Source organism: Bacteroides luti (assembly GCF_900128905.1).
Taxonomy (GTDB): Bacteria; Bacteroidota; Bacteroidia; order Bacteroidales; family Bacteroidaceae; genus Bacteroides; species Bacteroides luti.
The window spans coordinates 105,316-124,188 of the sequence record NZ_FQTV01000006.1 but is presented as its reverse complement, the minus strand read 5'-3'; the positions used below and the strand labels follow the sequence as shown (position 1 = coordinate 124,188).

13 protein-coding genes and 1 pseudogene are annotated in these 18,873 nt (G+C 38.4%); 2 read left to right on the top strand and 12 right to left on the bottom strand.

The genetic code is table 11. The annotated features are described in order from the left end of the window. Positions 1–490: 490 nt before the first annotated feature. Together BUC21_RS07285 and BUC21_RS07280 are read right to left on the bottom strand one after the other, a co-directional pair. Positions 491–1,045 (bottom strand): hypothetical protein, encoded by a 555-nt coding sequence (locus BUC21_RS07285; protein WP_175550492.1) that lies wholly within the window; start codon positions 1,043–1,045, stop codon positions 491–493. 889 nt (positions 1,046–1,934) lie between these two features. Further along, complete coding sequence (locus BUC21_RS07280; protein WP_073400734.1) at positions 1,935–2,537, bottom strand: ribonuclease HII; 603 nt, start codon at positions 2,535–2,537, stop codon at positions 1,935–1,937. Between the two features lie 237 nt (positions 2,538–2,774). Here BUC21_RS07280 and BUC21_RS07275 point away from each other — a divergent pair, with 237 nt between their 5' ends. Together BUC21_RS07275 and pelA are read left to right on the top strand one after the other, a co-directional pair. Beyond that, positions 2,775–5,474: a T9SS type A sorting domain-containing protein gene (locus BUC21_RS07275; protein ID WP_073400733.1), complete on the top strand. Its 2,700-nt coding sequence runs from the start codon at positions 2,775–2,777 to the stop codon at positions 5,472–5,474. Positions 5,475–5,511: 37 nt separating this feature from the next. Then, positions 5,512–7,734 (top strand): annotated as a pseudogene (gene pelA / locus BUC21_RS16765) (pectate lyase). 158 nt (positions 7,735–7,892) lie between these two features. On the opposite strand, the gene BUC21_RS07260 reads toward pelA, so the two are convergent. The 10 genes from BUC21_RS07260 to infB all read right to left on the bottom strand — a co-directional run bounded on the left by BUC21_RS07260 (position 7,893) and on the right by infB (position 18,780). Further along, entirely contained in the window at positions 7,893–8,126 is a 234-nt protein-coding gene (locus BUC21_RS07260) for a winged helix-turn-helix transcriptional regulator (RefSeq protein ID WP_073400731.1), read from the bottom strand. Between the two features lie 80 nt (positions 8,127–8,206). Next, positions 8,207–8,890: a restriction endonuclease gene (locus tag BUC21_RS07255; RefSeq protein ID WP_073400730.1), complete on the bottom strand. Its 684-nt coding sequence runs from the start codon at positions 8,888–8,890 to the stop codon at positions 8,207–8,209. Beyond that, positions 8,890–9,390, bottom strand: a complete 501-nt coding sequence (locus BUC21_RS07250) for a hypothetical protein (RefSeq protein WP_245797075.1) — start codon at positions 9,388–9,390, stop codon at positions 8,890–8,892. The genes BUC21_RS07255 and BUC21_RS07250 overlap by 1 nt, the downstream gene beginning before the upstream one ends. A gap of 18 nt (positions 9,391–9,408) precedes the next feature. After that, positions 9,409–9,720, bottom strand: coding sequence for a hypothetical protein (locus tag BUC21_RS07245; RefSeq protein WP_073400729.1), 312 nt, complete (start codon positions 9,718–9,720; stop codon positions 9,409–9,411). Positions 9,721–10,174: 454 nt separating this feature from the next. Next, positions 10,175–11,389 carry an aminotransferase class V-fold PLP-dependent enzyme gene (locus tag BUC21_RS07240; protein WP_073400727.1) on the bottom strand — a complete coding sequence of 405 codons (1,215 nt, stop codon included), beginning with the start codon at positions 11,387–11,389 and terminating at the stop codon, positions 10,175–10,177. A 27-nt stretch (positions 11,390–11,416) separates the two neighbouring features. Then, complete coding sequence (sufD, locus tag BUC21_RS07235) at positions 11,417–12,760, bottom strand: Fe-S cluster assembly protein SufD (protein WP_073400936.1); 1,344 nt, start codon at positions 12,758–12,760, stop codon at positions 11,417–11,419. Between the two features lie 51 nt (positions 12,761–12,811). Further along, on the bottom strand, positions 12,812–13,564 hold the full coding sequence (gene sufC / locus BUC21_RS07230) for a Fe-S cluster assembly ATPase SufC (RefSeq protein WP_073400725.1): 753 nt from the start codon (positions 13,562–13,564) through the stop codon (positions 12,812–12,814). Positions 13,565–13,582: 18 nt separating this feature from the next. Then, a complete protein-coding gene (gene sufB, locus BUC21_RS07225) occupies positions 13,583–15,037 on the bottom strand; it encodes a Fe-S cluster assembly protein SufB (protein WP_073400723.1) in 1,455 nt (484 codons plus the stop codon). A 2-nt stretch (positions 15,038–15,039) separates the two neighbouring features. Further along, positions 15,040–15,540 carry a CvpA family protein gene (locus BUC21_RS07220; protein ID WP_073400721.1) on the bottom strand — a complete coding sequence of 167 codons (501 nt, stop codon included), beginning with the start codon at positions 15,538–15,540 and terminating at the stop codon, positions 15,040–15,042. A 132-nt stretch (positions 15,541–15,672) separates the two neighbouring features. Then, positions 15,673–18,780 (bottom strand): translation initiation factor IF-2, encoded by a 3,108-nt coding sequence (infB, locus tag BUC21_RS07215; RefSeq protein WP_073400719.1) that lies wholly within the window; start codon positions 18,778–18,780, stop codon positions 15,673–15,675. Positions 18,781–18,873 lie beyond the last annotated feature (93 nt).

The window sequence follows — 18,873 nt, the reverse complement described above, 5'->3', positions numbered from 1 at the left end:
AAATAATTATGCCCTTCTTCTCGTTTATACATATGTTATTTGAATATCATTTTTTTCAATTGTTCTTAATCCAAACAGGCAAACAAGTTCCTAACCATAAGCCGAGTAAAAGGAAGAATATCGATGATAAAATTATATTTATCTTCACATTTAAGATATATAAAACTAACATAACAGAAAAATATCCCCAAAACAGATAAAATACTATTATATTAAAATAAATATATAGATTATACAATAATCTCATTTTCATCTTTTAATCCGATTTACTAATTCTAAAATAATAATTAAAATCACCAGGATAGCAGAAAAAACACCTGTCCTCAAATATAAAGGTACATATTCTTCAAAAAAGAAAGAGGACACTAACTTAAGGAATCCAATTACATATAAAAACACCAATATATTTTTCATTAGCATAATTCAATATCTGGTTGGAGTATAAATATCCTTAATTAGCATTGACTGATTATCCATAATTTACAATTAGTTATTTATCGACTGCGTGATATCTTGAATATTTAGATACACTAAAGATATTAAAAGAGCCGGAATAATCATCAAATACAGACAAATAGTTGTTGATAAATAAAAAATAGAATATCGAATTTCTTTGATTCTCAGTAAAACCCTTTTTTAAAACATATTCACCCGTTCCATAACTCTTACAATATAAATGCATAAAGTCGGCAAGATTTTTACTTTGATATTCTTTATCCACATCTTTATCTATATTAAAAGTATAAACACTTATATTAGATTGAAGTTTTATTTGCTGATTTAAGACTTTTCTTAAGAAAGACAAATAATCCATTTCAAATGCTCCTTCATTATATAGTATCCTCAAATCTCGGGATTCAATTCGTATAATTTTACCACCTTCTCCTTGACAATAAAATGGAATTCCCATAAATAAAGATGGTCTAACATCATTAGATATTAATAATATTAAATTATTATCAATAGATATATTCTGCTTTTTATTACATGAAATTATGGCAAATATGCAACAGCAAAACATAAACATTAATTTGGAAATTTTCATAAGTTCAACCTTTGCAAATATTATCACATCTATTTACTCATAGCATTATAAAAAAAGAGAAACGCCTGATCGACCTAACAATAATAAGACGCTCTAAGGCATTCTTTTAAGTAAATAATATCACATCTGGCAAATTTAGCTATTTGTATTGAATATTTATTATTGTTTCAATAATTAAATTAAAATAAAAACTCCAATCATATATAACATGTATATCAATATTTAAGCAAAGACAACATCCCATCTTATTAATAAATCAATAATAGATTCTCATTTGGTGGCAGCAGTGGCAGGAAAAAAGCCATTTTTACCTTTCCAGAAATAAACTTTTGAAAAAACTGCAAATTGCAGAATTCTCAGATTTTTATTTTCAGAACCGGAAAAAGTATTATTTTGCTGCCACTGCTGCCACCAGCAAAAACATATATACTTATTATTCAATGCATTGCAAAATACAGTAAGACTATCGGGGTGGACAGGGTGGAGTAAAAAAGAGTGTTTTCGGTTTCCAGAAAATTAATTTTGAGAATTCCGCAAAATGCAGAATTATCAAAATTTTATTTCTCAGAACGAAAAAAGAACAATTTCTCTCCACCCTCTCCACCCCAGCGAAACGGATTAGTCTATCATTCAACACTTTACAAAATAATAGAAATGAATTCAGGTGACTAAAGAAAATATTAATGATTAACCGCAATCAAACTAATGCAGTTCTCAGCAGACATTAATCATTTATTGGCGGGAGGTTGAAGCAAACATGTACATGTTCGGAGCCAATCATGTACAAGATTGAACTCAAACATGTACATGATTGGAAAAAGGTAACCTTTTGTTTTTATTAGTTTAGAGCGGGATATTTATTAAACACCTTAATAAAGATGTTTTCTTATCAGAAGTTGAGTGATAATTGTCCGTCGCCCAGTAAATTGAAAGTCATTCTGTGATAAGGAGTTGTGCCGTGAAGAGCTATTGCCGCACGGTGTTTCTTTGTGGGGTAGCCTTTATTGTGATCCCAATCATATACAGGGAATTCTTCGTGCAGACAGTTCATATAATCGTCCCTATAGGTCTTTGCCAGAATGGAGGCTGCTGCTATAGACAGGTATTTACCATCACCTTTCACAACTGTGGTGTGAGGTATTTCTTTATACTTTTTGAATCGGTTTCCGTCAATAAGCAGATGTTCAGGGATAGCTTTAAGTTGATCTACCGCGCGGTGCATGGCAAGAATTGAAGCATTGAGAATATTGATTTTATCAATTTCTTCGGGTGTAACAATACCCACTGCCCATGTCACTGCTTCCATTTCAATAACTTCACGAAGGGCATATCGTTGCTTTTCTGTGAGCTGTTTGGAGTCATTCAGCAATTCGTTCTTAAAATCGTGAGGAAGAATTACGGCAGCGGCAAAGACTGAACCTGCCAGGCAACCGCGTCCAGCCTCATCACATCCAGCTTCTATAAGGTCTTTATTGAGATATGGTAATAGCATAATTTCTAATTTATGTGGAACAAAGATAGAGTTTTATAGAACAAAATGTTCTCCCCTACCAAAAATTACTAAAAAAACGCCAAATAATGAACTTCCTAAGTTTTAAAAACAGCTTATTTTGTTTCATTGCGAAACGTAAAAACGAAATGCTAAAGTTAATATGATTCTCATTATCAGATTTGAGTACATTTCATATTTCATTTCGTTTATGTAAGAAATAACCTTAACAAGAAAGACATGAAAAAAACATTACTTTTATCGTGCTTCACATTGGCTTTCGCCTTAAATGCCACTGCACAAAAGATTGACTTCAATCTGCCAGGCAGACAGCCGGAACAAGTTACCGAAAACGGCTTCACTCCGTGGGCCATTACTACAGGAGTAAAAGACACTCTGGTAATAGACGAAACAAGCGGATTAAAAATCGTTGTTGCCAACGGCCCTAACTCGGCGGGCAAAATATTGAAAGCCAACTGGTGGAAAGACGGAGTAAGCAAATATTCAAAACTTATAGGAGACGGTATCGCCATATATGACTTTGTTGACAACAACACACCGCAGCTGCAGTCAGGTTCGGCAGAACTCACCGTCACAATCAGCGGCCTCACGGCAGGCAAACATTCCATTCTTGCATACCACAACAACACCGACGGATTCACAGCTCCGCCAGTAGATGTATATGTGGACAATGTGAAAATGGTTTCAGGAGTGCTACAGACCAACAGAGCACAGAAACCTTCAAATAGTGGACAGTCGTATATTACGTTCAACGCAGAGACTGGCAAGGATGTGGTTATATCTTACCGCACTGTTCCCGACCCATCGGTGAACTATACCGCTCAATATTTCACAACCACAGTGTTTGTCAATGCCATCATTCTGGACGAGCCTAATCCACTAACAACGGCATTGAATCCAACCCCGGACAATCGTGATATGCACACCGATGCCGACAATGGTACATACACGCTGAAGTGGTCACCTGCAGTAACAGCAGTGAAACACCATCTCTATATGGGAACATCCGAAGGTGCTATGAGCGAAATTGCTATCCAAACAGATACGTTCTATGTAATGAAAGATGCGTATTCACTGAACACGTACTATTGGCGAGTAGATGAGGAAGACGCAACAGGAAACACATATAAAGGCGAGACATGGTCATTCCGTCCGCGACATCTTGCTTTTCCTGGTGCAGAGGGCTATGGCCGCTATGCCACCGGAGGAAGAGGCGGCACGGTTTATCATGTAACATCGCTTGCTGACGATGCGTTGGCACCACAACCTGGAACTTTCCGTTATGGGATTAGTAAAGTAAGCGGACCACGTACCATCGTGTTCGATGTTGGCGGAACTATCCAGTTAAAAAGCCGCCTTACCTGTAGCGACCCCTATGTCACCATTGCAGGACAAACTGCCCCTGGCAACGGAATCATGTTCCGCTCGTGCCCGTTCGGCATGGCGTCCGAAGGCATCACCCGCTTCCTGCACATGTTTCTCGGTCATGATGCTGCAACATCCGAGACTGGATGCGACGGACTGGGAATGGCCGGAAACAATCACGCTATCATGGACCATTGTTCCATAAGCTGGACTATAGACGAAGCTTTCAGTAGTCGTAATGCAAAGAACGTTACATTGCAGCGCACCATGATATCAGAAGCATTGAACGTTGCCAACCATCCTAACTACCCTTCAGGTACAGCGCATGGTTATGCGGGTACGATAGGTGGAGACACCGGATCATACCATCACAATCTGCTGGCTCACAACGAAGGCAGAAACTGGAGTCTCTCTGGCGCTCTGGACGGAAGCGGCGCATATGCTGGTCACCACGACGTATTCAATAACGTGTGCTACAACTGGTGTGGACGTGCTACAGACGGTGGAACTCACGAGGGAAACTTTGTAGGCAACTACTACAAAATGGGACCATCTACAAAGATGCTGCAACTACTCAACGCACAACTCGAAGGTACTGGCACCGGCTCACAGAGTTATTACGTGAATGGAAATATCCGTGAAAATCTTGACGGAAGTAAGACTCAGGACAAACTTAATGATACTTATAAATATACTCTATCAAACGGGCAGGTGTTGAACTGGACTGTATTCCTTGACAAGCCATTCTTTGAATCATACGCCACCATCGAGACAGCTGATGCTGCTTACAAAAATGTATTGTCCGACGTAGGCTGCAATATGCCAATGCTCGACAACCACGACATACGTATGGTGAACGAAACTCTTAAAGGTATCACCACAACCGTAGGTAGCAGATCGGGGAAGAAAGGTCTTATCGACTCTGAAGAAGATGAAAATTGTGAAGGCTTCAACGGCATCAACATCAATGAAGCACACAGAGCAAGCGATTTCGACACCGACAATGACGGTATGCCGGATTGGTGGGAAAAGGCGAAAGGACTGAATCCTGCTGAAGCTGACAATAATGCCGATCCGGATAAAGATGGTTACACCGTTCTGGAAGATTATCTTAACTGGCTGGCAGAGCCTCACTTCACTATTAATAAAAGCATAAGCATAAACTTGAAAGAATATTTCGCAGGCTACGACAACAATCCTTCATTCGAAATTATCGGAAGTTCGGATATGTCCTACGATAGCAACGAAGGAATCTGTACATTCACCCCTGCAACATCGTTTACCGGTTTCCTGAGCATAAAGGTAAAGGCAACAGATGATGACAATGTAGGTTCGCTGACACGTAACTTCAACTTCTATGTATCGAGTGAAGCGACTGGCATCAATAACGTTCAGACCGACAACGCTTCGACCGCAAGCGATATCTATAACGTTTCCGGAATAAAAGTTCGCTCAAATGTCAGCAGCACTGATATATCTAACCTTGCTCCCGGTATTTACATCATAAAGAAGCTGAACGACAAAACGGTAACAAAGAAAATAGTAATAAAATAACTATCAACGGGCAGAAAAACATTAAATTAATAAAATCATGAAAAAACATTTTATTTGTATCATCTTAATAATGACGATGGCAGTGCCTCTATTTGCACAGCAACAACTCAACCCAAAAGATTATGAATACTCATCAAGAGAGTGGAAAAGAATTGTAAGGGGAAGCCCGGATGCTTTCTTCAAGACAGAAGAAGCAAAACGAATTGCTGATAACGTATTAGCATATCAACGGGAAACAGGTGGATGGCCTAAGAATCTTCCAATTCATCGTCCGCTTGGCGACGAACTGGATGTTGTGTTGAGCGACAAGAAGAAACGCAATGACTCTACGACCGACAACGATGCAACTATTCTGGAAATGACTTATCTGGCCAGACTTTACAAACAACAACCGGAAGAACGCTACAAAAAAGCATTCTTGCAAGGTGTGGAGTTTTTGCTCAGTGGACAGTACAATAATGGTGGCTGGCCACAATTCTGGCCTGAGAATCATGGATACCAGGTACAGATTACTTATAACGACAATGCAATGGTGCAGACTTTAATGGTTATCCGCAACCTGCGCAACGGCGTGGCACCGTTTGATTCATTGGTGGATGATGCAATGAAAGTTCGTTTAACAAAAGCTTTTGATAAGGGAATAGAATGTATACTCAACACACAAATTATTGTAAACGGCGAACCAACTGTATGGTGCCAGCAGCACGATTACAAGACTTTAAAACCCACTTCTGCCCGTGCTTATGAATTGGCTTCTTTCTGTTCGGCAGAAAGCGCTTCATTGGTGCGCCTGTTGATGGAACTTCCCAATCCCGACAAACGGATTAAAGCTGCCGTTAACGGAGCTATGAAATGGTTCGAAGCTCATAAACTGACTGGTATCAGGGTAGAACGTTTCACTAACGAAAACGGCAAGTCGGATACACGTGTGGTAAATGACGAAAAAGCCGAACCAATATGGGCTCGCGATTATGACTTAGAGCAAGGAAAGCCTCTGTTTTGCGACCGAAACGGTGTGCCAGTTAAAACATTGGCAGAAGTAGGTCACGAAAGACGCAATGGTTACAGTTGGTATAATAGTGCACCGGCAAGCCTCTACAAGCAATATGAAAAATGGAAAAAGAAGTATATGTAAGTTATCTTTCAGTCAAAAAATAAATAATAAGTATAACTCCAAATGAAAAAAATAGTATTGTTCATTGCCCTTTCATTTTATGCGGTATTTGGTTCAGCACAAGTTGTAATGTCCAAAGCTATAGAGAATGGTAGAACCGGAGCTAATATAACAACCACTGCCAATTCAAATAGTGCTCCCCATTCAAAACTCTATAATGCAATTGTTTCTAATGGAGAAAGCATACAGGCTGCTATTGAAGCTGCTCCTCAACAACCCACGGAGCCTTATATTATACTGATAAAGAGCGGAACATACAATGAAAAAGTTATTATTGACCGACCAAATATCGTACTTCTAGGAGAAGATAGGGAAAAGACCCGGTTAGTATATGCCGAACTTTCAAGCAAACGAAAGATTCATGAATATAAAGGGCAGCCTGTGGGTAATGGGGTGATTGTTTTGCAGAAAGGTGCAGACGATTGTATAATAAGTGGTTTGACTGTTTACAACAATTATGGTAGTACAGTAGAAGCTACGACTTCACATCAGATGTCAATTTTTGGACGTGCCACTCGTACAATCATTATAAACTGCAATGTATGGGCAGATGGAAATGATGCTTTATCATTATGGGCTTCGGAGGATGGAATGTATTACCATGCCGATCTCAATTTAAGATGTCCCGGGGTAGATTTTCTTTGCCCACGTGGTTGGTGTTATGCCACTCGTTGTACATTCTATGGAGATGGACGCGCTTTAATCTGGCATGACGGACGTGGTGATTATGACAAGAAACTTGTTATAACTGATTCACATTTTGATTCTAAAAGTCCTGTCACCCTTGGCCGTTATCATCACGACTCTCAATTCTTCTTGCTGAATTGTACTATGACCAACAAGATTATTGATAATCCTATTGGATATGCTTATTCAGACAAGGTACTTGATACATGTCCTTGGGGAAAACGGGTTTATATGTATAACATAAAACGTGAAGGTGGGAACTTTGCATGGATGAAAAATAATCTTGAAGAAGCCAAAGGATCGCCCAAACCAGAAGAAATTAATGCCCGCTGGACATTTGGAGGTAAATGGGATCCGGAAGCAAAAATTAAATCTTTGTGGAATGTTCTTGCTTACTAATCTGGTTTTCTTAGAATATTGCAAAATACTCATTCACGACTTTACCTATATCCTCAGATTGAGGTAAAGATAAATATGAGCTGCCTGTACAACAGATGATACTTTATTTGTTGTACAGGCAAACTAAAAACATAGACAACAAGTTGGCTATGTTCGTTTTATAAATCTTCAACTTTCCAATAACCGGTTCTATTTGTCCCCCGTCTAGACAGCATTCCTTTATTCTTTAAATCAGCAATAATACGTTCACATTGGCGTTTGCTCAGATTTAAAATATTGGCAATATCTTTGGCAGTAATCTTAGGTTCTTTTCGAATAAGATTAATTAATTGCATTTCTCTATCGTTCATGTCATTGCCGACATCATTGCCGACATTTGCATTATAATTCATTTTCACAAACTGTACTTGAAACGATAATCCAACTTCGCTTTCTTGTAGGCCACCTTACTCTAAAAGCTATTAAAAAGAAATCATTGATTGATCAATCTTAACCCAACAGGATGCTCTGTAACTTGAATAAATGGAACTTGAGAAAGTATTAAAACAACACCAGAAGACGCTCTACCAACATAATTCTGATTTATTTCTTCTCTAGTAATAAATCCTTCATTCAATAGTTTATTGTATGTTTGTTTAAAGATCTCTATTTTTATTTTCCCCTTATTTCCATTAGAGGTTATTCTTTCTATACCTCCCCAATCAACTTTAACAACTCTATTTTCTCTGCCCGATTTTACCAATATCTTTCCTTCAAGAGGCATTATATGTTTTTCCCACATATAATCAAAACTCAGACGTTTTAAAGGCGTACGAATTATTATATCATTCTCTATAGTAGACTGATCAAAATATAATATTTCAATCCTTAATTTTTTAGCTACTTCAATAGCATCTGGGCGTACACGCCCATCCGTTGCAACAATAGCTTTTGTACAATCAAAATAAGATTTTGCACCATAAAGTTCCATGATCATTTGTCTATTGACCTCTCTAGTTGAATTACCATACATTTTTACCTGGATGGCTATTTTCTCTTTATCTTTAATAGCAAAGACATCTATACCATAATCACCACTATAATCAGTCACATCAGCATTATAACCATTCTTTCTAAAATGGCAGCAAACATATTCTTCAAATTGTCTTGGATTCATTAGTCCTTCAAGTTAGCAAATGGGCGTTTCCCATATCTGAGTTTAAAATCTCGAATTAAATCACTTTCAACAATAGCAGGATCATCGTTTTGTACTGGTTTCCAGCAAACAAGCAAATCATCAGATTTATTTAATTGCCAAATATATCTTCCTCCCCAATGTCCGACATTACCTCCTTGTCCAAAAATGAAGTATTGTTTTAGTCTTGATTGCAAGGTTGCACGGCTTCCATCTTTTCCAGCCTTTCCAATATAAACAACAATCGTATCATTAACCCATTCATCATTCAATTTATTAATAGGAACATTGGGATTTCTACCTTTAAAGTGACCTCCACTACCGACTTCTAGAAAGTTTGGTTCATTCCTATCTATCCTTAGAATCATATAAACACCTTTTGACAATGAAATCATTGAATAATCATTAAATAGCGCTTTCATTGATTTAAATCCTATAAAGCCATTCTCTTTTAATTCTTCAATTGTTTTGAATTTCATCATTCTATAATCTATTAATATTTATTTCCAATATTTTTTCTCAATATACCGAACTATATATTTAGCAGTTTCTTTCTCTGCTTCAGATGCATTTGAACTTTGTGAAATCATAATATAAAACTGTCGCTTTCTTTCAACGCCTTCTTTATCTAAGCCCAGCAGTTCCTGCTCAATCATGTTATGCAACTGTTCTTTTTCTTTCTGTTGCTTAAAATATAAATAAAAGCAATAGGGAATTAATATAAATAATAATAGAGGAAATATACATGCCACCAATATCAAAAGAACAACCATCAAGCAGCCGCCCAAAATTTTGCGTTCATCTCCATTCATAAGAATATATAATTAACTTGAGTTTTTTATACTAAGATTATTATTAAACAATCAATTTAAATAATTCTTTTCTCATCTTTTGTTTTTAGTACAAAACTAAAAAATAATATAAACAAAAGTACACATTTTATCGAACAGCTAATCTATTCTCAGCTATTAAAATTTATCAATAAGCAAAAAAATAACAAAATAGTTCCTAAAAAAATGGGGGGATAGTCTGTAGATTAAAAGCATTATGTGCAATTGCTACCGAAAAAATTACCTATACATCTGAAATAAAGAGTAATGTATAAGAGTAAAAATGATCAAAAAGCAGAAATAAAGAGATAACAGAACCTGATTCATTCTTTAGTTGACTTGACAAATATAAACTCATAAACACATTCTAAAAATAGAGTTTTAAAGAATGTGTTTATGAGTTTATATAATTTTACCGAACAATAATATTTTAATATTAAAACATCTTCCTTACTCGTTCAATACCCGCAACCAATGCATCTACCTCTTCTTTGGTATTATACAAACCGAAAGAGGCACGCACTGTACCTTCAATACCCAAAGCCTGCATAAGCGGTTGAGCGCAATGGTGACCGGTACGAACGGCAATACCAAGGCGATCGAGCAATGTACCCATATCAAAATGGTGAATGTCTCCTACAAGGAAGGAGATTACACTACCCTTTTGGTCGGCCTCGCCAAAGATTCTCATACCCTCGATTGTTTTAAGGCGATTCATGGCATAAGTAGTAAGCTCATGCTCATAAGCTGCAATCTCCTCAATTCCAATCTTTGATATATAATCAAGAGATACTGCTAATGCTGTTGTTCCGATATAATCGGGAGTACCAGCTTCAAACTTATACGGAAGTTCATTGAATGTAGTCTTTTCAAAACTTACAGTCTGAATCATCTCTCCTCCTCCCTGATATGGAGGAAGTTTATCGAGCCATTCTTCTTTTCCGTAAAGTACACCCACACCGGTAGGACCGTAGATTTTATGTCCTGATAATGCATAAAAGTCTGCATCCAGGTCTTGTACATCTACTTTCATGTGTGGAACCGACTGAGCTCCGTCTACAAGAACAGGAACACCATGTCCATGCGCAAATGCAATCATCTCTTTCACCGGATTGACGGTTCCAAGGACATTGGATACATGAGCTATGGAAACAAGCTTTGTACGTTCTGAGAAGAACGACTTATACTCATCCATCAGCAGTTCACCCTTTTCATTGATAGGAATAACCTTTATGGTAATCCCTTTACGGGCTGCAAGCATTTGCCAGGGAACTATATTGCTGTGATGTTCCATGGTTGAGATTATAATCTCGTCACCTTCACTGCAGAATTCTTCCCCAAAACTGAACGCCAAAAGGTTGATAGACTCTGTAGTGCCGCGGGTAAAGATAATCTCGTTTGTGCTGCGGGCATTGATAAACTGCTGAACAGTTTTACGTGAACCTTCGTGCAATTCTGTAGCCTGCTGACTAAGGAAATGGACTCCACGGTGCACATTGGCATTTACAGAATAATATTGTTCTGTAATAGACTCAACCATGCAGCGAGGTTTCTGAGTAGTAGCTCCGTTATCGAAATATATCAGCGGCTTACCATACACTTCGCGTTGAAGTATAGGGAAGTCCTGGCGAATAGATTCTATATTGATCATTGAATTACTATTTTTAAATGGATGAGTTTATTTACATCCTCTGCAACCTACGCATTTACTCAATTCACCACGGAAGCGTTTCTCGATAAGCAGATGCAGACGTTCTTTCAAAACGTCTATCCGGATATTGTCTACCACTTCATTGACAAAAGCAAACATCAACAGCAAGCGTGCTTCTCTTTGTGAGATACCACGAGCTTGCATATAGAAAAGTGCACCCTCATCCAGTTGTCCTACTGTTGCACCGTGACCACACTTCACATCATCAGCATAAATCTCGAGTTGTGGTTGGGTAAACATTCTGCATTCTTTGGTTATGCAAAGATTACGGTTTGTCTGTTGCGAGAATGTTTTCTGTGCATCCTTGCGAACCAATACTTTCCCGGCAAAAGCTCCGCGAGCTTCATCATCGAGCACATACTTGAAGAGTTCGTTGCTGGTACAGTTGGAAACAGCATGGTCAATGAATGTATGATTGTCCACGTGTTGATTCTTATCGGCAATAGCCATACCGCAAAGGTTTATCTCGGCATGTTCTCCCGCCAGTAAAACATGGGTACGGTTGCGTGTAGTACCGTTATGCAGTGTCATTCCGTTAAGAAGAAGGTTGGAACCTGCTTCCTGACGAACATAACAGTTAGAGATTCGTGTACTGGCTGTGTGAGTTTCTTCAAGCTCATACATATCGAAAACAGAATCTTTACCTGCAAAAATCTCGATAACCTGAGTAGTAAGGAAGTTCACTTGGTCCTGTGCATGGTCGCAAACCAGCAATTTGGCTTGCGCACCGTCTTCAAGTACCACAAGAACACGACGATTGACCATAAAGTCCACGTCTCCCCTAAGGATATTCACCAACTGAATGGTGCGTTCCACAACTACTCCTTTAGGAATATAAAGGAAAACACCATCCTGTGCGAACGTTGTATTGAAGGCTGTTACTCCATCTTCTGAAGTTTTTGCCAGTTTTCCGTAATATTTGCCTACTAATTCAGGATGTGATTCAGCCATATCTTTCAGACTACCCATCAATACACCTTCCGGTAATTCTACTTTTGGTTGTTCTTTGGAGTAGAAAGCATCATTAACCACGAAGTAAAGTGAGGTACTCATGTTGGGCACATCACATTTAAATACTTCATACGGATTAACCGGTATTTCCAGACGGTTCAGATTCAGTCCGTAGTTCGGAGCAAAGGCTTCGCTTACATCGGTATATTTATAATCTTCCAGTTTTTGGGTGGGTAAGCCTAATCGTTCAAAGTCGGCAAAAGCATCTGCACGCTTTGCGTTCAGCACTTCAGCACTGTGTGAACAAATCATCCCTTCACACTGAGAAAAGAGGTCGATATATTGTTGTTCTACCATAATTCTATATGTTAATTGTCTGCACTCGAAATGGAATGCTGACAAATTAATTATTTATTCTCCCAGTTCTTTCTTAATCCAGTCATAACCCTTTTCTTCAAGTTCAAGAGCTAATTCCGGTCCGGCAGTCTTTACAATCTTTCCCTGATAAAGCACATGTACGATATCTGGTTTGATGTAGTCGAGCAATCGTTGATAGTGAGTAATCACAATTGTGGAGTTTTCCGGAGTCTTCAACAGGTTTACTCCATTAGCTACAATGCGAAGAGCGTCAATATCAAGTCCGCTGTCTGTTTCGTCAAGGATAGACAAGCGTGGTTCCAGCATAGCCATCTGGAATATTTCATTTCTTTTCTTTTCACCACCACTGAAACCTTCGTTTACAGAACGGTTTGCCAATTTAGTATCCAGTTCAACAACCGCACGTTTTTCACGCATCAGTTTAAGGAATTCGCTGGCAGTAAGAGAAGGCTGACCTTTATATTTACGATGTTCGTTTACAGCAGTACGCATAAAGTTTACCATACTTACACCCGGAATTTCTACCGGATACTGGAAACTAAGGAAAATACCTTCACGGCTACGGTCTTCCGGAGGAAGATCAAGAAGATCCTTTCCATAGAAGTGAACAGAACCTTTAGTTACTTCGAAAGCCGGATTACCGGTCAAAACGGAAGATAATGTACTTTTTCCTGATCCGTTAGGTCCCATAATGGCATGAACCTCTCCCGGTTTCACTGTCAGGTTTATACCCTTTAATATCTCTTTGCCATTAATACTGGCATGCAAATCTTTTATTTCGAGCATATTATTTTTTGTTTTTATTTATCCTACTGAACCTTCCAAAGAAACCTGTAGCAGCTTCTGGGCCTCTACAGCAAACTCCATCGGAAGTTTATTAATTACTTCTTTTGCATATCCATTTACAATCAAACCAATAGCATCTTCTGTTGAGATACCTCTCTGATTACAATAGAACAGCTGATCTTCACTAATCTTTGATGTAGTAGCTTCGTGTTCAACGATTGCTGTTTCATTATGAATATCCATATATGGGAACGTATGAGCTCCGCATTTATCGCCTAACAAAAGACTGTCACACTGGCTATAATTACGCGCACCTTCGGCTTTTTCTACAACCTTAACAAGTCCGCGGTATGAATTCTGACTCTTTCCAGCTGAAATACCTTTTGACATGATAGTACTCTTGGTATTCTTTCCCAGGTGAATCATCTTTGTTCCCGTATCTGCCTGCTGATAATTGTTAGTAACAGCCACAGAATAGAATTCAGCCACAGAGTTATCTCCTGCCAGAATACAACTTGGATATTTCCAGGTAATAGCCGATCCTGTTTCTACCTGAGTCCAGGAGAGCTTAGAATCATCACCTTTGCAAATACCTCGTTTGGTTACAAAGTTATATACTCCACCTTTACCATCCTTGTCACCCGGATACCAGTTCTGAACAGTTGAGTACTTTACTTCTGCCCTATCGTGAACTATGATTTCCACAATTGCGGCATGCAATTGGTTCTCGTCACGCATTGGAGCAGTACAGCCTTCCAGATAACTTACATAAGCATCATCATCGGCTACAATCAACGTTCTTTCGAACTGGCCTGTATTGGCAGCATTTATACGGAAATAGGTAGAAAGTTCCATTGGGCAACGTACACCCTTTGGTATATAAACAAACGATCCGTCAGAGAATACTGCAGAGTTTAGTGCAGCAAAGAAATTATCTCTATAGCCCACTACACTGCCTAAGTATTTCTTAACCAAATCGGGATGTTCACGAACTGCTTCACTAAAGGAGCAAAAGATAATTCCTTTCTCCATAAGGGTTTCCTTAAAAGTAGTCTTAACAGAAACCGAGTCCATTACGGCATCAACAGCCATTCCGCTTAATGCCAGACGTTCCTCGAGAGGAATACCAAGTTTATTGAATGTTTTGATCAGTTCAGGATCAACTTCATCCAACGATTTTGGTCCCTTTTTCTTTTTGGTAGGGTCGGCATAATAGCTTATACTTTGATAATCAATCTCAGGAATAGTAAGATGTGCCCATGTTGGCATTTCCAAAGTCAGCCAATGGCGGTAAGCCTTGAGGCGAAACTCCAGCAACCAATCCGGTTCATCTTTCTTAGCAGAGATCAGGCGAATTACATCTTCATTAAGCCCTACAGGGATAATTTCAGTCTGCACATCGGTAGTAAAGCCATACTTGTACTTTTCTTCCGTGATCTCCTTTAAATATTTATTGGGTTCTTCTTGTTGCATATTTAATGAATATATTTATTCGATACTTCTTTAACCAATGGGAATACGATTCCTGCTACCTTTTGTGTTGGATAATATAAGATGGCTCCTTTCTTATTATCTTGCGAAATAAGATGGTTGCTACTATCTATAAACTCCAGTACATTAATAAACAGGCTTGCTAATATAAGATATTTTAATCCACCCAGCAAAGCACCGGCCCATTTATTTAACCAATTAATATGCATAGCTTCGAGCGTTTTGGTAAAAAATCCACCTGCCAATGTTGACAGTAAAGGTACAGCTACCCATATTATAATGAAAGCGAGAGCTCTGGCAAACGTCATTGATTTCGTAAAAGACGGACAAAGTGTTTCTGCAAACGGTATATACATTAATTTGGCAATATACAATCCCACTATTAATCCCACCGTAGAAAGCAAGAGCTTTACTCCTCCTTTTAAATATCCTTTTGCTGCGCCGGCTCCAATAACCAGCAATAACAATATATCAATTGTTCTCATTATTTTATATATAACAAAAAACGTGCCGATGTGCCTGTTACTATATCAAAAAGATACGTCAGCACATCGGCACGTTGTTATTGTCTTATTGACAAGCCAATTTGCCTATTGGCATTTTGGCTAATCAATTTATTATAAAGTCTGTTTCACTTCAACTTCTTCAAATGATTCAATAATATCACCTACCTTAATATCACTATAGTTTTGTAGACTGATACCACATTCATAGTTTACAGCAACTTCCTTCACATCATCCTTGAAACGTTTCAGAGCATTGATTTCTCCTGTAAAGATTACAATACCATCACGAATCAAACGAGCTTTGTTAGAACGTTTAACCTTACCTTCCTTAACCATTGCACCTGCTACTGTACCCACCTTAGTGATATGGAATACTTCGCGAACTTCAATAGTTGCAGTAACTTCTTCCTTAACAACCGGAGCAAGCATACCTTCCATTGCAGCCTTCACCTCTTCAATAGCATCGTAGATGATAGAGTACATACGGATATCAACTCCTTCTTGCTCTGCAAATCTACGTGCAGAAGCTGATGGGCGTACCTGGAATCCAATGATAATTGCATTGGAAGCCGCAGCCAAAGTTACATCTGATTCAGAAATCTGACCTACTGCCTTATGAAGTACGTTAACCTGGATCTGTGGAGTAGAAAGCTTGATCAATGAGTCGGACAATGCTTCGATAGAACCATCCACGTCACCTTTCACGATAATATTCAATTCCTGGAAGTTACCAAGAGCAATACGACGGCCAACTTCGTCCAAAGTAAGAAGTTTCTGAGTACGCAAGCCCTGTTCACGTTGCAATTGTTCACGTTTGTTGGCAATTTCACGAGCTTCCTGTTCTGTTTCGAGTACATGGAATGTATCACCAGCAGTTGGAGCACCATTCAAACCAAGAATCAATACCGGTTCTGAAGGACCAGCTTGTTTAATACGTTGATTACGTTCGTTAAACATAGCTTTTACCTTACCGAAGTTTGTTCCTGCCAATACGATGTCACCCATCTTTATTGTTCCGTTTGATACCAGAACAGTAGCAACATAACCACGTCCTTTATCTAATGTTGATTCAATAACAGAACCTGTTGCACGACGATCCGGATTAGCTTTCAAGTCAAGCAATTCAGCCTCAAGCAATACTTTTTCAAGTAATTCATGAACTCCATCACCTTTCTTAGCGGAAATATCCTGAGATTGGTATTTACCACCCCATTCTTCTACTAAGAAATTCATTTGAGCCAATGATTCTTTAATCTTTTCGGGATTTGCATTCGGTTTATCAACCTTATTAATTGCAAACACGATAGGAACACCGGCAGCTACAGCATGATTTATAGCCTCTTTTGTCTGAGGCATTATATCATCATCGGCAGCAACTATAATAATCGCGATATCTGTTACCTTCGCACCACGAGCACGCATAGCAGTAAATGCCTCGTGACCCGGAGTATCCAGGAATGTTATTCTCTTACCATCAGGAAGTTTCACATTATAAGCTCCAATGTGCTGAGTAATACCTCCGGCTTCACCGGCAATTACATTCGCCTTACGGATATAGTCAAGCAATGAAGTCTTACCGTGGTCAACGTGTCCCATTACGGTTACGATTGGTGCACGTGATTCCAAATCTTCATCATCATCCTCTTCCTCTACAATAGCTTCAGATACATCTGCACTAACATATTCAGTTTTGAATCCGAACTCATCAGCCACAATGTTAATTGTTTCAGCATCAAGACGCTGGTTGATAGAAACCATCATACCAATACTCATACAAGTACCGATAACCTGATTAACCGAAACATCCATCATACTTGCCAACTCGTTTGCAGTTACAAACTCTGTAAGCTTAAGTATTCTGCTGTCTGCCATTTCCTGATCTTCAAGAGCCTGTTGACGATTAGATACAGCGTCACGTTTCTCTTTACGATATTTAGAAGCTTTGTTTTTACCTTTAGAAGTAAGACGTGCCAGTGTTTCTTTAACTTGCTTTGCTACATCCTCATCGCTAACTTCTGCTTTTACAACAGGTTTCTTAAAGCGATTTCCTTGTTGTTGAGACTTGTTAAACGGTTTATTTCCCGGATGATGTCCGCCAGATGCAGGTTTATTTGTACGTTCACTGTTAGGTACAGGACGTGCTATTCCCGAAGGAGCAGATACATTATTAATATCTACTTTCTCTTTGTTTATACGGCTACGTTTTTTCTTCTTTTTATCATCCTCAGCCTTATCTACAGTCTTAACTATTTTTTCATCATCCTTTCTTATCTCTTTGATAATAGCGTCTTTCATCAACTTCTTCTGCTCAGTACGCTGCTTATCTTTTTCTTCGCGTTCTTTGCGTTTTTCCTCTTTAGACTTCTTTTTAGGACGAGTGGACTGATTCAACGCTGCAAGGTCAATTTGACCAACTACATTGATTTTAGATACAAACGCTGTAGAAGAATGAATTTTAAATACATCATCTTCTTCGGTTTTTTCCACTTGTTCAACCATTTTTTCTTCCTTTTTCTCCTCTTTTTGTTCAGATTTAGGCATATTCTCTTTATTCACCACTGGTTTTGGAGATTCCTTCTTCACAATAACCACAGGTTTTTCTTCTTTAATAATTTGTTCTGCTTGCTTTTCTGCTTTTACTTCTTCCTTTGCAATTACAGGAGCTTTAGTTACTTCCTTTTCAATCTCTACCTTCTTTTCCGGAACAACAGGACGAGGTTGAGGCACTTCAGCTGGTTTTTGTTCGGCAACAGGCTGAGGAGCTACTTTCTGAGGTGCAACTGCAGGTTTTGGTTTTTCTACAATCTCTTCTTTTGCAGGAGGTGCAGTTTGTGTTGTATGTGTCTTTTTATTCAAATTCTCCAAATCAATTTTCCCAACTGGTTTGAATTTAGGAATGACATCCTCAGGAACAGTAACTTTTATAACTTTCTCCACTCTCTTCTGAGCTGGTTCTTCCTTTTTCTCCTGTTCAAATCCATCAATTGAAATAGATGCTTTGTTTCGATCTTTATTTTGGCGTTCCTGAATAAATTTTTCCGATTCTATACGCAAATTCTTATCTGTACTAAACTCTTTTACAAGAATAGCATACTGTTCTTCTGTGATCTTCGTATTCGGGTTTGCCTCAATAGAAAATCCTTTTTTTTGTAAGAACTCGACTACCGTCGTGATTCCTACATTCAAATCTCTTGTTACTTTGTTTAACCTAATCGTCATACTTTTTTTTAATTGATAATTGAAATTGGAGTATTGAAAAACAGAAGAATAAATTAAAAATGATAACGGAAATGCGTCTAGACATTCGGTTAT